The 13200-nt window shown below is 59.1% G+C and carries 12 protein-coding genes; 7 read left to right on the top strand and 5 right to left on the bottom strand.

Features of this window, described 5'->3' with window-relative positions:
- Positions 1-12: 12 nt before the first annotated feature.
- Both recO and pdxJ read left to right on the top strand, forming a co-directional pair.
- Entirely contained in the window at positions 13-702 is a 690-nt protein-coding gene (gene recO / locus AACY07_RS02095; protein ID WP_339473285.1) for a DNA repair protein RecO, read from the top strand.
- A gap of 50 nt (positions 703-752) precedes the next feature.
- On the top strand, positions 753-1496 hold the full coding sequence (pdxJ, locus tag AACY07_RS02090; RefSeq protein WP_339473283.1) for a pyridoxine 5'-phosphate synthase: 744 nt from the start codon (positions 753-755) through the stop codon (positions 1494-1496).
- 136 nt (positions 1497-1632) lie between these two features.
- Here pdxJ and mltF read toward each other — a convergent pair whose 3' ends face one another.
- On the bottom strand, positions 1633-3090 hold the full coding sequence (mltF, locus tag AACY07_RS02085) for a membrane-bound lytic murein transglycosylase MltF (RefSeq protein ID WP_133076275.1): 1458 nt from the start codon (positions 3088-3090) through the stop codon (positions 1633-1635).
- A 285-nt stretch (positions 3091-3375) separates the two neighbouring features.
- Here mltF and purL point away from each other — a divergent pair, with 285 nt between their 5' ends.
- Positions 3376-7272, top strand: a complete 3897-nt coding sequence (gene purL / locus AACY07_RS02080) for a phosphoribosylformylglycinamidine synthase (RefSeq protein ID WP_133076274.1) — start codon at positions 3376-3378, stop codon at positions 7270-7272.
- 21 nt (positions 7273-7293) lie between these two features.
- A complete protein-coding gene (locus AACY07_RS02075) occupies positions 7294-7605 on the top strand; it encodes a YqfO family protein (RefSeq protein ID WP_339473281.1) in 312 nt (103 codons plus the stop codon).
- Between the two features lie 38 nt (positions 7606-7643).
- Here AACY07_RS02075 and AACY07_RS02070 read toward each other — a convergent pair whose 3' ends face one another.
- The 4 genes from AACY07_RS02070 to AACY07_RS02055 all read right to left on the bottom strand — a co-directional run bounded on the left by AACY07_RS02070 (position 7644) and on the right by AACY07_RS02055 (position 11625).
- Positions 7644-9428 carry a PTS transporter subunit EIIC gene (locus AACY07_RS02070; protein WP_339473280.1) on the bottom strand — a complete coding sequence of 595 codons (1785 nt, stop codon included), beginning with the start codon at positions 9426-9428 and terminating at the stop codon, positions 7644-7646.
- Between the two features lie 33 nt (positions 9429-9461).
- Entirely contained in the window at positions 9462-10193 is a 732-nt protein-coding gene (locus tag AACY07_RS02065) for a GntR family transcriptional regulator (protein ID WP_339473279.1), read from the bottom strand.
- Between the two features lie 272 nt (positions 10194-10465).
- Positions 10466-11032, bottom strand: coding sequence for a L,D-transpeptidase family protein (locus AACY07_RS02060; protein ID WP_133076272.1), 567 nt, complete (start codon positions 11030-11032; stop codon positions 10466-10468).
- 35 nt (positions 11033-11067) lie between these two features.
- Positions 11068-11625 carry an NUDIX hydrolase gene (locus tag AACY07_RS02055; protein WP_339473277.1) on the bottom strand — a complete coding sequence of 186 codons (558 nt, stop codon included), beginning with the start codon at positions 11623-11625 and terminating at the stop codon, positions 11068-11070.
- 145 nt (positions 11626-11770) lie between these two features.
- Between AACY07_RS02055 and AACY07_RS02050 the strand changes: the two genes are divergently transcribed.
- The 3 genes from AACY07_RS02050 to AACY07_RS02040 are packed head-to-tail and all read left to right on the top strand — an operon-like array spanning position 11771 to position 13143.
- A complete protein-coding gene (locus tag AACY07_RS02050) occupies positions 11771-12373 on the top strand; it encodes a CoA pyrophosphatase (RefSeq protein ID WP_339473276.1) in 603 nt (200 codons plus the stop codon).
- Positions 12374-12413: 40 nt separating this feature from the next.
- Positions 12414-12941 carry a gamma carbonic anhydrase family protein gene (locus AACY07_RS02045; RefSeq protein ID WP_133076269.1) on the top strand — a complete coding sequence of 176 codons (528 nt, stop codon included), beginning with the start codon at positions 12414-12416 and terminating at the stop codon, positions 12939-12941.
- Entirely contained in the window at positions 12934-13143 is a 210-nt protein-coding gene (locus tag AACY07_RS02040; protein ID WP_133076268.1) for a DUF1289 domain-containing protein, read from the top strand. Before AACY07_RS02045 ends, AACY07_RS02040 begins: the two co-directional genes overlap by 8 nt.
- Positions 13144-13200: the final 57 nt, after the last annotated feature.

Raw genomic sequence — 13200 nt, 5'->3', positions numbered from 1 at the left:
TAGCTGAGTTCCATGTCCAGCAAAGCCCCCACAGCCCAACTCGCCTACGTCCTGCACAGTCGTCCCTATCGTGAGACCAGCGCTCTGGTGGATTTCATCACGCCTCAAGGTCGCCTGCGGGCAGTGTTGCGCAGTGCGCGGGGCAAGGCGGGCTCGTTGGCCAGGCCCTTTGTCCCGCTGGAAATCGAGTTTCGCGGGCGGGGCGAGTTGAAAAACGTAGGGCGCATGGAGAGCGCGGGTATCTCTACCTGGCTCAATGGCGAAGCGCTGTTCAGCGGTCTTTATCTCAACGAACTGCTGGTGCGGCTTTTGCCTGCCGAAGACCCTCATCCGGCGGTCTTCGACCACTATGCGGCAACGCTTTTGGCATTGGCTGAAGGGCGACCGCTGGAGCCACTGCTGCGGGCGTTCGAGTGGCGCTTGCTGGACGATTTGGGCTATGGCTTTTCCCTGACTCATGACATTCACGGCGAGCCGGTGGCGGCTGATGGCATGTATCGGCTGCAGGTAGATGCGGGGCTTGAGCGGATTTATCTGGTGCAGCCCGGACTGTTTCATGGCGCAGAACTGCACGGGATGGCCGAGGCTGACTGGACCGTTACTGGCGCCTTGTCTGCTGCCAAGCGCCTGATGCGTCAGGCACTGGCCGTGCATTTGGCTGGCAAGCCCCTGGCCAGTCGCGAGTTGTTTCGCAAGCCCTGAATAGACCGGTATGCTGTGCGCCGAATCGTCAACTCTTCAGGAGAGCCCCAGTGACCCAAAGCAATCGCATTCTTCTCGGCGTGAACATCGACCACGTAGCCACGCTGCGTCAGGCTCGCGGCACGCGTTACCCTGACCCGGTCAAGGCTGCGCTGGACGCCGAAGAGGCGGGCGCCGACGGCATCACCGTACATCTGCGCGAAGACCGTCGGCACATTCAAGAACGTGATGTGTTGCTGCTCAAGGACGTGCTGCAAACGCGCATGAACTTCGAAATGGGCGTGACTGAAGAAATGATGGTATTTGCCGAGCACATTCGCCCGGCTCATATCTGCCTGGTGCCCGAAACCCGTCAGGAGCTGACCACTGAAGGCGGTCTGGATGTTGCCGGGCAAGAGGCGCGGATCAAGGCCGCTGTCGAGCGTCTGGCCAAAATCGGTTGTGAAGTGTCGCTGTTCATCGATGCGGACGAGCGTCAGATTGAAGCGTCGAGGCGCGTCGGTGCACCTGCTATCGAACTGCACACTGGCCGTTATGCCGACGCGCAGACTCCTTCCGACGTCGCTGAAGAGTTGCAGCGCGTGGCGCAGGGGGTGGCGTTTGGTCTGGCCCAGGGGTTGATCGTCAACGCCGGCCACGGCTTGCATTACCACAACGTGGAAGCGGTAGCGGCAATCAAGGGGATTAACGAGTTGAACATTGGCCATGCGCTGGTAGCGCATGCGTTGTTCGTGGGCTTCAAATCAGCTGTGGCCGAGATGAAAGCGCTGATTGTGGCTGCTGCTAAGGCTTAAGTAGATCAGGTGCGGATCTGATACTGACCCGTAGTCGCTGCCGAGGAACGAAGGCTGCGAGCTCTTGATTTTACGAGCATCGCGAAAAAGCTCGCAGCCTTCGTTCCTCGGCAGCGACTACGGCACATGAATCGCTCTACAGCTGTGGCTCTTCCTTGGGCTTGGTCTTGTCGATACCGGGGATGTGCAGCTTGCTGTCAGCAGCCTGATCGCCTTCAAGTTGCGGCTGTGTGGCCCATGTCAGGATGTCGTAGTAACGACGGATGTTGGCCACAAAATGCACCGGCTCGCCGCCTCGTGCGTAGCCATAGCGTGTCTTGCTGTACCACTGCTTCTGCGCAAGGCGAGGCAGCATCTTCTTCACGTCCAGCCACTTGTTCGGGTTCAGGCCTTCTTTCTTGGCCAGTTTGCGTGCGTCTTCCAGATGTCCGCCGCCAACGTTGTAGGCCGCCAGCGCAAACCACGTGCGGTCAGGCTCTTCTATGTCATCGTCCAGCTCGCTCTTGATCAGCGCGAGGTATTTGGCACCGCCCATGATGCTCTGCTTTGCATCCAGGCGGTTGGAAACGCCCATGGCTTGCGCAGTGTTCTGGGTCAGCATCATCAGGCCGCGAACGCCTGTCTTGGACGTTACCGTGGGCTGCCACAATGATTCCTGGTAGCCCATGGCTGCGAGCAGGCGCCAGTCGATCTGTTCTTTTTTGGCGGCATCCTTGAAGAACTTCTCATACTTGGGCAGACGCTGCTGCAGGTGCTGGGCGAAGGTATAGGCACCCACGTAGCCCAGTACATCCACGTGCCCGTAATAGCGGTCTTTGAGGCGTTGCAGGGTGCCGTTCTTCTCGACCTTGTCCAGGTACGCATTGATCTCGTTGAGCAGGCTGTTGTCTTCACCTGCGGCAACTGCCCAGCGCTGGCTGCGCGCGTCGCCCAGATCAAATGCCACGCGAACATTGGGGAAGTACACCTGGTTCATGGCCACTTCGTTGGAGTCGACGAGTGTGAGGTCGATCTGCCCTTCATCGACCATGCGCAGCAAGTCGACGACTTCGACCGCGTCGGACTCGTCGTATTCAATCCCGGGGTATTGCTTCTTGAGTTCGGCAAGCTGCTCGGCGTGGGAGCTGCCTTTAAGTACGGTGATGCGTTTGCCAACCAGATCGGCTGGGGAGGTCGGACGCGATTGCCCGTTGCGATAGATGATCTGCGGCGTGACTTCAAGGTACGGGTGGGAGAACTTGGCTTGTTGGAGGCGCTTCTCGCTGCTGACCAGACCGGCAGCAGCCAAAACAGGGCCGTCGGGTTGGCTCAACTGGTTGAACATTTCATCCAGGTTGTCAGCCGTTTCGATTTTAAGCTCTACCCCCAGATCGTCGGCAAAGCGCTTCACCAGCTCATATTCAAAGCCGGTTTCGCCATTGCGATCCTCGAAATAGGTCGCCGGGCTGTTACGGGTGATCACCCGCAGTACCCCGTCCTCCTTTACGCGCTCAAGGGTGCTGGGTTTTTCAACGCAGGCACCGAGCATCAGGAAGAGTCCGGTTGCGAAGAGCCATCTGGCGCAGCGCTGGCGGAATACAGTTAGAGAAAACATCCGCGCAGTATACGCAAAGCTGCGCAGGTGCCATATCTCGACAATTTTTGATCATTCTGATATTGGCTGCAAAAAACCCTGAAACCCCTGTGGAATGGGGGTCGGGTCACTGTCTAAAGATCATAAAAGACCATCGCTCAAGCCGCTGATAGCTATAAAGAATAAGGGTTTGGTCGATTAGCGACGTCTGGTGTGCGTCAGGTGTACCGTTTCGGGTGCCGAGGCGAACGGTTTAGGCTAGAATGCCGGGCCTCAAAGCATACCCCTCCCGAGGCTGTCCCGAAGATGTTGATCCTGCGCGGCGCTCCTGCCCTTTCTGCCTTTCGCCACAGCAAACTCCTTGCACAACTGAGCCTGAAGGTTCCGGCTGTCACTGGTTTGTATGCTGAATTCGCCCACTTTGCCGAAACGACCGGTGAGCTGACCAGCGATGAACAGCAGGTACTGGCTCGTCTCCTGAAGTACGGTCCAAGCGTACCGGTCCAAGAGCCGAGCGGCCGACTGTTCCTGGTGTTGCCGCGGTTTGGCACCATTTCCCCCTGGTCCAGCAAGGCCAGCGACATTGCCCGCAACTGTGGCCTGGCTAAAGTCCAGCGCCTGGAGCGAGGCATTGCGTTCTACGTGGCTGGCCAGTTCAGCGACGCTGATGCCGAGCTGATTGGTGCTGCACTGCATGACCGCATGACGCAAATCGTGCTGGGTAACCTCGAGCAGGCCAGCGGTCTGTTCAGTCACGCCGAGCCCAAGCCGCTGACAGCGATTGACGTGCTGGGTGGCGGTCGCGCCGCGCTGGAAAAAGCCAACGTCGAGTTGGGTCTGGCACTGGCTGAAGACGAAATCGACTATCTGGTCAACGCCTTCAACGGTTTGGGTCGCAACCCGCACGACATCGAACTGATGATGTTTGCCCAGGCCAACTCCGAGCATTGCCGTCACAAGATCTTCAACGCCAGTTGGGATATTGACGGCCAGAGCCAGGACAAAAGCCTGTTTGGCATGATCAAGAACACCTACGTGATGCACAGCGAAGGCGTTCTGTCTGCTTATAAGGACAACGCTTCGGTCATCGTAGGCAGTGTTGCCGGGCGTTTCTTCCCGGACCCTGAAACCCGCCAGTACGGCGCGGTGCAGGAGCCTGTACACATCCTGATGAAGGTCGAAACTCACAACCACCCAACCGCAATCGCCCCGTTCCCGGGTGCTGCGACCGGTTCCGGTGGCGAGATTCGTGACGAAGGCGCAACCGGTCGTGGTGCCAAGCCCAAGGCTGGCCTGACCGGCTTTACCGTATCCAACCTGCAGATCCCAGGCTTTGTACAGCCGTGGGAAGTGCCGTACGGCAAGCCAGAGCGCATTGTTACCGCGCTGGACATCATGATCGAAGGCCCTCTGGGCGGTGCTGCGTTCAACAACGAATTCGGTCGTCCGGCCCTGACCGGTTACTTCCGTACCTTCGAACAGTCCATCACGACTCCACGTGGCGAAGAAGTCCGTGGTTACCACAAGCCAATCATGCTGGCTGGCGGCATGGGCAACATTCGCGCCGAACACGTACAGAAAGCCGAAATCACGGTTGGCTCCAAGCTGATCGTGCTCGGTGGCCCGGCGATGTTGATCGGCCTGGGCGGCGGCGCGGCTTCCTCGATGGCCACCGGCGCAAGCTCGGCTGACCTGGACTTCGCTTCGGTTCAGCGCGAAAACCCGGAAATGGAACGTCGTTGCCAGGAAGTGATCGACCGTTGCTGGCAGTTGGGTGACAAAAACCCGATCAGCTTCATCCACGACGTGGGTGCGGGCGGTCTGTCCAACGCTTTCCCTGAGTTGGTGAACGACGGTGAGCGTGGCGGTCGTTTTGAACTGCGCAATATTCCAAACGACGAGCCGGGCATGGCCCCGCACGAAATCTGGAGCAACGAATCCCAGGAACGTTACGTTCTGGCCGTGGGCGTCGAAGATTTCGACCGCTTCCAGGCGATTTGCGAACGCGAGCGTTGCCCGTTTGCCGTCGTCGGCGAAGCCACTGCCGAGCCGCAACTGACCGTCACCGACAGCCACTTCGGCAACAACCCGGTGGACATGCCACTGGAAGTGTTGCTGGGCAAGGCGCCGCGCATGCACCGTTCAGCAGTGCGTGAAGCAGAGCTGGGCGATGATTTCGACCCGGCAGCGCTGAACATCGGCGAATGTGTTGAACGCGTCCTGCATCACCCGGCTGTAGCGAGCAAGAGCTTCCTGATCACCATCGGCGACCGTACCATCACCGGCCTGGTTGCTCGTGACCAGATGGTGGGTCCGTGGCAGGTGCCTGTGGCTGACGTTGCCGTCACCGCCACCAGCTTCGACGTCTACACCGGTGAAGCCATGGCCATGGGCGAGCGTACTCCGCTGGCACTGCTGGATGCCCCGGCATCGGGCCGCATGGCGATCGGCGAAACCCTGACCAACATCGCAGCTTCGCGGATCGGCAAGATCAGTGACATCAAGCTGTCTGCCAACTGGATGTCCGCTGCTGGCCACCCGGGTGAAGACGCCCGCCTGTACGACACCGTGAAAGCGGTCGGCATGGAGCTGTGCCCTGAGCTGGGCATCACCATTCCGGTGGGCAAGGACTCGATGTCCATGCAAACCCGCTGGAGCGAAGAGGGTACTGACAAGACGGTCACCTCGCCGCTGTCGTTGGTCGTTACCGGTTTTGCCCCGGTGCTCGACGTGCGCCAGACCCTGACCCCCGTGCTGCGCATGGACAAGGGCCTGACCGATCTGGTTCTGATCGATCTGGGTCGTGGCCAAAACCGTATGGGCGCCTCCATCCTGGCTCAAACCTACGGCAAGCTGGGTAAACAGGCTCCCGACGTTGATGACGCAGAAGACCTCAAGGCTTTCTTCGCCGTGATCCAGGGCTTGAATGCCGACGGCCATCTGCTGGCTTACCACGACCGTTCCGACGGTGGTTTGCTGACCAGCGTGATGGAAATGGCGTTTGCCGGTCACTGTGGTGTCAACCTGGTCCTCGACGGCCTGGCTGAAACCGCCGCCGACATTCCTGCGATCCTGTTCAACGAAGAGTTGGGTGCAGTGATCCAGGTTCGCCAGGACTCCATGGCAGACATCCTTGCGCAGTTCAGCGCTGCCGGTTTGGGCGACTGCGTATCGGTCATTGGCCAGCCGCGCAACTGTGACGATGTAAGCATCGAGTTCAATGGCGAGACCGTGTTTGAAGGTCAGCGCCGTCTGCTGCAACGTCAGTGGGCTGAAACCAGCTACCAGATCCAGCGCATGCGCGACAACGCCGAGTGCGCGGAGCAAGAGTTCGCCGTGTTGCTTGAAGAAGACAATCCGGGCCTGAGCGTCAAGCTGAGCTTTGATGTCAACGAGAACATCAGCGCGCCGTACATCAAGACAGGCATTCGCCCTCAGGTGGCCGTACTGCGTGAGCAGGGTGTAAACGGTCAGGTTGAAATGGCGGCGGCGTTCGATCGCGCCGGCTTCAATGCCATCGACGTCCATATGAGCGACATTCTGGCCGGCCGTGTCGACCTGAACGAGTTCAAGGGCCTGGTTGCCTGCGGTGGTTTCTCCTACGGCGACGTGCTGGGTGCCGGTGAAGGCTGGGCCAAGTCGGCTCTGTTCAATGCCCGTGCCCGTGATGCGTTCCAGAGCTTCTTTGAGCGTACCGACAGCTTCTCCCTGGGTGTGTGCAACGGTTGCCAGATGATGTCCAACCTGAGCGAATTGATTCCAGGCAGCGAGTTGTGGCCACACTTCGTGCGCAACCGCTCCGAGCAGTTCGAAGCCCGTGTGGCGATGGTCCAGGTGCAGGAGTCGAACTCGATCTTCCTGCAGGGCATGGCCGGTTCGCGCATGCCAATCGCCATTGCTCACGGTGAAGGTCATGCCGAGTTCGCCAGCGAAGAAGCCATGCTGCAAGCGGATCTGTCCGGTTCTGTGGCGCTGCGTTTCGTCGACAACCACGGCAAGGTCACTGAAAACTACCCGGCCAACCCGAACGGCTCGCCGCGCGGGATTACCGGCCTGACCAGCAGTGACGGTCGTGTCACCATCATGATGCCGCACCCTGAGCGTGTGTTCCGCGCCGTGCAGAACTCGTGGCGTCCAGAAGAGTGGAACGAAGATGCGCCGTGGTTGCGCATGTTCCGTAACGCTCGTGCTTGGGTCAATTAAAGGCTGGGTAGATTAAAAGCGATGTACAAGCTCAGCTTCTTCGTTCCCCCAAGCCACGTGGACGTGGTCAAAAATGCCGTATTCGCCGCCGGTGGCGGACGAATCGGCAATTATGACCACTGCGCCTGGCAGACCTTGGGCCAGGGCCAGTTTCGCGCGCTGGACGGCAGTCAGCCGTTTATCGGGCAAACCGGCCAGGTCGAATATGTCGGGGAATGGAAAGTTGAGCTGGTCGTCGCTGACGATCTTGTCCACGACGTGGTGGCTGCGCTCAAGCACAGCCACCCGTATGAAACGCCCGCTTATGAAGTGTGGCGTTTGGCTGATATGTAAACCCGTACCAAACCTGCAACTGCTGACACAGGTTTGCGTCAGCTCTGGCTTGTCGGCCTGATCATCTGCTCCAGTATCTCGCTCAACCCCTTTGCGTGTTTCCCCACGACCACATGCCAAATGCCATCGGCGTGCTGGCTGATGCCTTGGCTGCCCAATGCGTCGAGCAAATCCTCTGACAGCAAATCCTCGTTCGCCAGCTTGACCCGCAAGCGGGTAAGCGCCACGCATTCAACGTGCAATACATTGTTGCGCCCCCCCAAAACGGCTAGCCATTGCTCTGCGTGCCCGGGTTCCATCTTGTGTGCCGGTTCTTCCTCTGCGGCCTGAGCCGTGGTTACGGCTGGCTGGAGGTTGAGCTGCGAGAGGGCCGAACGTATCTCATCTGCCATGCTATCGGCAGTCGGGCCAACGACTACTTGCAAGCTGCCTGCACGGCCGGGACGCATCACGCCCATGGCGCCAAGGGCTCTCAGCGCATCATCTTGCGCTTTGCTACGGTCTGCCAGCTCCAGTCGCAGGCGGGTGGTGCAGGCACCTACCGTGATCAGGTTTTCCGGGCCACCCAGGGCCTGGATGTAGGCGTTGGCGCGCTGCTGCCCGGTAAGGTCGGCGGTTTCTGCCACAGGGTTGTCTTCACGGCCCGGGGTTTTGAGTTTGAAGCGACGGATGCAGTAATCGAACACCACGTAGTAAATAGCGAAGTACGCCAGCCCGATGGGAAAAATCATCCAGCCATTGGTGGACTTGCCCCAGCCCAGCAGCATGTCGATTGCACCGCCGGAAAAGGTGAATCCCAAATGGATATTCAGCAGGTTGGTGATGGCCATCGACAGCCCGGTCAGCAACGCATGCAACATATAGAGCAGGGGTGCGAGAAACATGAAGGCAAACTCGATGGGCTCGGTGACACCGGTCAAAAAGGCCGTCAGCGCCAGTGACAGGAAAATCCCGCCCATCAGTTTGCGCCGCTCCGGCAGGGCATTGCGGTACATCGCCAGGCACGCAGCAGGCAGGCCAAACATCATCACCGGAAACATGCCGGTCATGAATTGCCCGCCCTTGGGGTCGCCTGCAAAGTAACGAGTCAGGTCGCCGGTCACTACTTGCCCCGCTTCGTTGGTAAAGCTTCCGAACACGAACCACGCCATGTTGTTGAGGATGTGGTGCAGCCCGGTGATGATCAACAGTCGATTCAATACACCAAAAATGAACGCTCCTATGCTGCCGCTTTCAAGCAGCAATACCCCCAGGCTGTTGATACCGTTCTGGATCGGCGGCCAGATCAAGCCGAACACCACGCCCAGGCCCACAGCGGCAAACCCGGTGACAATCGGCACAAAGCGCCTGCCACCAAAAAACGCCAGGTACTCCGGCAGTTTGATGTCCTTGAAGCGGTTATACAGCCCCCCGGCCATCAGACCGCTGACGATCCCGGCGAGCATGCCCATATTGATGCTGGCATCGAGCACTTTGAGAGTCGAGACCAGCACCAGGTAGCCGATGGCCCCGGCCAGGCCCGCGGTACCGTTATTGTCCCGGGCAAAACCCACCGCGATACCGATGGCGAAGATCAGCGCCAGATTGGCGAAAATCGTGTTGCCCGCATCGTGGATGATGGTTTCGAAGGCCTCACTGCCTTGCATGATGTCTTTGCCGCCGCCGCCATGAACATGCAAGTCGATAAAACCGGGTAGCAGGTACGGCAGGTCATTGTCAGCCGGGTCGCAGGGGCGGCCTTCGATACCGAGCACCTTGGCGCCTTGCAGCCGCAGGTGACCGCGAATCCAGCCTTGGGGGGTGAGGATGTTGGCTTCAGACATGATCGGCTCTCCGGGCGTGACGTCGAGTGAGGGTTAGCGGCGCAGCTCGGCCACGAAGTCGTAGTAATCGTTACGGCAATAGGTGTCGGTGACTTCGATGGGGGTGTTGTCTTCCAGATAACCGACCCGCGTCATCAGCAGCATGGCGGTACCCGCTTCGATCCCGACCAGCGCGGCAAATTCGGCTGAGGCGTTGACCGCCTGAATGTGCTGCAGGGCGCGGACCACCGGTTTGCCAATACGGTCCAGGTGTTCGTAGAGCGAGTCGCCAATCACTTGCGGCTGTGGGATCAGCCATGCAGGCAGGGTGCTCATTTCGATGGCCATGACCGTGTCATCGGCTTTGCGAAGACGCTTGAGGCGGGCGACTTTGTCGGTGGGCGACAGCGCCAGACGGATCAGCTCCTCATGGGTAGGCGGGGTGATTTCCCGGTCCAGCCACTGTGAACTTGGCACAAAGCCCTTAAGCCGGAGCATTTCGCTGAAGCTGGAAAGCCGCGACAACGGTTGCTCGAGCCGTGGCGTGATAAAGGTACCGGAGCCCTGGCTGCGGCGGATCAGGCCCTGTTCGAACAGCACTTCCAGGGCTTTGCGGGCGGTAACGCGGGACAGGCCCAGTTGTTCGCTCAGGCTGCGCTCGGATGGCAGTGCCTGCTCGGCTTTCCAGACGCCAGCGTGAATAGCGGCTTCCAGGTTTCGGGCGAGTTGCAGGTACAGCGGCGTGGCCAGGGTGTCGTCCGGGCGTAGGGCAAGAAGCGTGCTCATGGGGATGTGTCCGATGCGGTTGTTGGGTTTTTGTCGCTCGGTAATGCGGCAAAACTAATACCACTTTAATACCAAGTCAATGCGCGAAATTGGGGGTATCTCGCTGTATGAGCAAGCTTCTCAGGGATGGCTACTTATTTGGTGTTTAAGTGGTATTAGCGTGTTGGCGGAGGCGCCAAGAGGTTGCGGGCCCTGATGGGCCCGGCGCAGTGCAGTGGTATTAAGTGTGCAGGGATGAGGATGCTGGTACGGCGGCTGGAATTTATTTTTGCTCAGGGGCGGATTTCAACCATCGTGCCGTCCTTGACCAGGTTCCAGACTTCGCGCATTTCGTGGTTTTTCATTGCGATGCAGCCATCGGTCCAGTCCAGGGTGTGGAACAGTTCTTCAGGGTTTTCTTCGCTGTCCGGCGTGCCGTGGATCATGATCATCGACCCGGGGTTCACGCCTTCACGCCGGGCGGTGGCCGCATCGCTGATATTGGGGTAGTTGATGTGCATGGCCAGGTTGAACTTGTCGCTTTTTTTGCGCCAGTCGACCCAGTACAGCCCCTCAGGCGTGCGTTTGTCTCCCTCGCGCATTTTTGGCCCCTTGGGTTGTTTGCCCAGGGAGATGCGGTAGGTCTTGATAGGTTTGCCATCGCTGATCAGTTGCAACTTGCGGGCAGACTTGAGCACAAGGACCTTGTCGATACTTTGCCCGGCGTGCGCAGAGGGTGCCGATGGGGTTGACTGGAGTACCTGATTCTTATCGACGGGTTTGCCGTTTACGGTGATGACAACAGAAGCCTGGCAGGTAACGGCAAATGAAAAGCAAAGAGCAGCGAGCAACCAACGCATTAGAGGGATATTCCTGAGGTGCAAGGCGAACAGCATTATTGTTGGGGTTTGATCAGGCTGGACAGGGGCGCTACAGCCTCGCTGCGCACGGGGTAGGTGTTGTCCTGGCGGTCAGCGAAAAAGCATTCTAGGGTACGGCTGACCGTGCGGAAAGCCAGCTCTGACCAAGGGATGTCAGCTTCTTCAAAAAGCCGGACTTCAAGGCTCTCTTCACCGGCTGAAAAATCGAGGCTTTGCAGCTCGGCACGATAAAAAATATGCACCTGATTAATGTGCGGCACATCGATCAGGGTGTAGATGTTCAGGTTTTCAACTGCAGCGCAGGCTTCTTCGAGGGTTTCACGTCGGGCCGCATGTTCGACCGTCTCGCCGTTTTCCATGAAACCTGCGGGCAGCGTCCAGAAGCCTTTGCGCGGCTCGATGGCGCGACGGCACAACAGCACTTGTGTGCCCCAGGTCGGCAGGCAGCCGGCAACGATATTCGGGTTCTGATAGTGAATGGTCTGGCAGTGGTCGCACACATACCGCAGGCGTGAATCGCCTTGAGGGATGTGTTGGCTGACGGAGTGGCCGCACTGGCTGCAAAATTTCATGCTGGGGTCTCTGGCTCTGGCGCCTATCTTGGGGGCTGAGGCGGCCTCGCGGCAAGTGCGATATGGCGGCTGCGACACTGTGGGGCTTGGGTGCTGCCCACGATTTGGTGCATGATGCCCGATAAGTGACGGATCGAGATGACCTATGCTGGACGAGCTGCTTGGCCGTGTAAGCCGCTACACCCCGCGCACGCTGGAAACGGAACGGAATTTCCCCGAGGCTGCCGTGCTGTTGCCGGTGACGCGCAGCGCTGAACCCGAACTGATTCTGACCCTGCGTGCCAGCGGGTTGTCTACCCACGGCGGTGAAGTGGCTTTCCCGGGCGGGCGCCGCGATCCTGAAGACCCGGATCTGGTATTTACCGCCCTGCGTGAGGCCGAAGAAGAGATCGGCCTGCCACCCGGGCTGGTCGAAGTCATCGGGCCGCTGAGCCCTTTGATTTCATTGCACGGTATCCGTGTAACGCCCTACGTTGGCCTCGTCCCGGACTACGTTGAATACCTGGCCAACGACGCCGAAATTGCCGCCGTGTTCAGCGTACCTCTGGATTTTTTTCGCCAGGACCCCCGTGAGCACACCCATCGCATCGATTATCAGGGGCGCAGCTGGTATGTGCCGAGCTACCGTTTTGGGGTTTATAAAATCTGGGGGCTCACGGCAATCATGATCGTTGAGCTGATGAACCTGCTGTACGACGACGTCAATATCAATCTGCATACCCCGCCTGAGCGTTCCATTCCAATCTAGAGCCGTCAGCAGACGGCCACGCTGCCTTGAGGACACCTGCATGAAATACAGCCTGGGCGACTCGCTCGTCGAAACCCATCCAGAAAGCTGGACCGCGCCCAACGCCACCCTGATCGGCAAGGTGCGCCTGGAGGAGGGTGCCAGTGTCTGGTTCAACGCCGTGTTGCGCGGTGATAACGAGCTGATCCTGATTGGCAAGAACAGTAACGTGCAAGATGGCGCAGTGATGCATACCGATATGGGCTACCCGCTGACCCTGGGGACGGGGGTGACCATTGGCCATAACGCCATGTTGCATGGTTGCACGGTGGGTGATTACAGCCTGATCGGGATCAATGCAGTCATCCTCAATGGCGCCAGAATCGGCAAGCATTGCATCATTGGCGCCAACTCGCTGATTGGCGAAGGCAAGGAAATCCCGGACGGTTCGCTGGTCATGGGGTCGCCGGGCAAGGTGGTGCGTGACTTGACCGACGAACAGAAAAAACTGCTGGAGGCCAGTGCCGCGCATTACGTGCAGAACGGCCAGCGTTATGCCCGTGATTTGAAGGTGCAGAGCAATGACTGAAGTGGAGCGCCCGGTCGCCTCTCCCTGTGTGAACATTTGCGCATTGGATGACGACGATGTGTGCAGTGGTTGTCAGCGTACCGTGGCTGAAATCACCCGTTGGAGCCGCATGACCAACGTCGAGCGCCGGGAAGTGCTGGTGCTGTGTCATGAGCGGGCCAAGTCCAGTGGCCTGGTGTGGATGCAGGGCGCCAGTACCTGACAAATACCGCTGCCACAGGGGCCTGTGACGGGTACAAAATCGGGTGCGACTCAAGTA

The sequence above is a fragment of the Pseudomonas sp. RL_5y_Pfl2_69 genome, from assembly GCF_963970465.1.
Classification (GTDB): Bacteria; Pseudomonadota; Gammaproteobacteria; order Pseudomonadales; family Pseudomonadaceae; genus Aquipseudomonas.
Note: the sequence above shows the minus strand (reverse complement) of the source record. Positions and strands in the feature narration are given on the sequence as shown.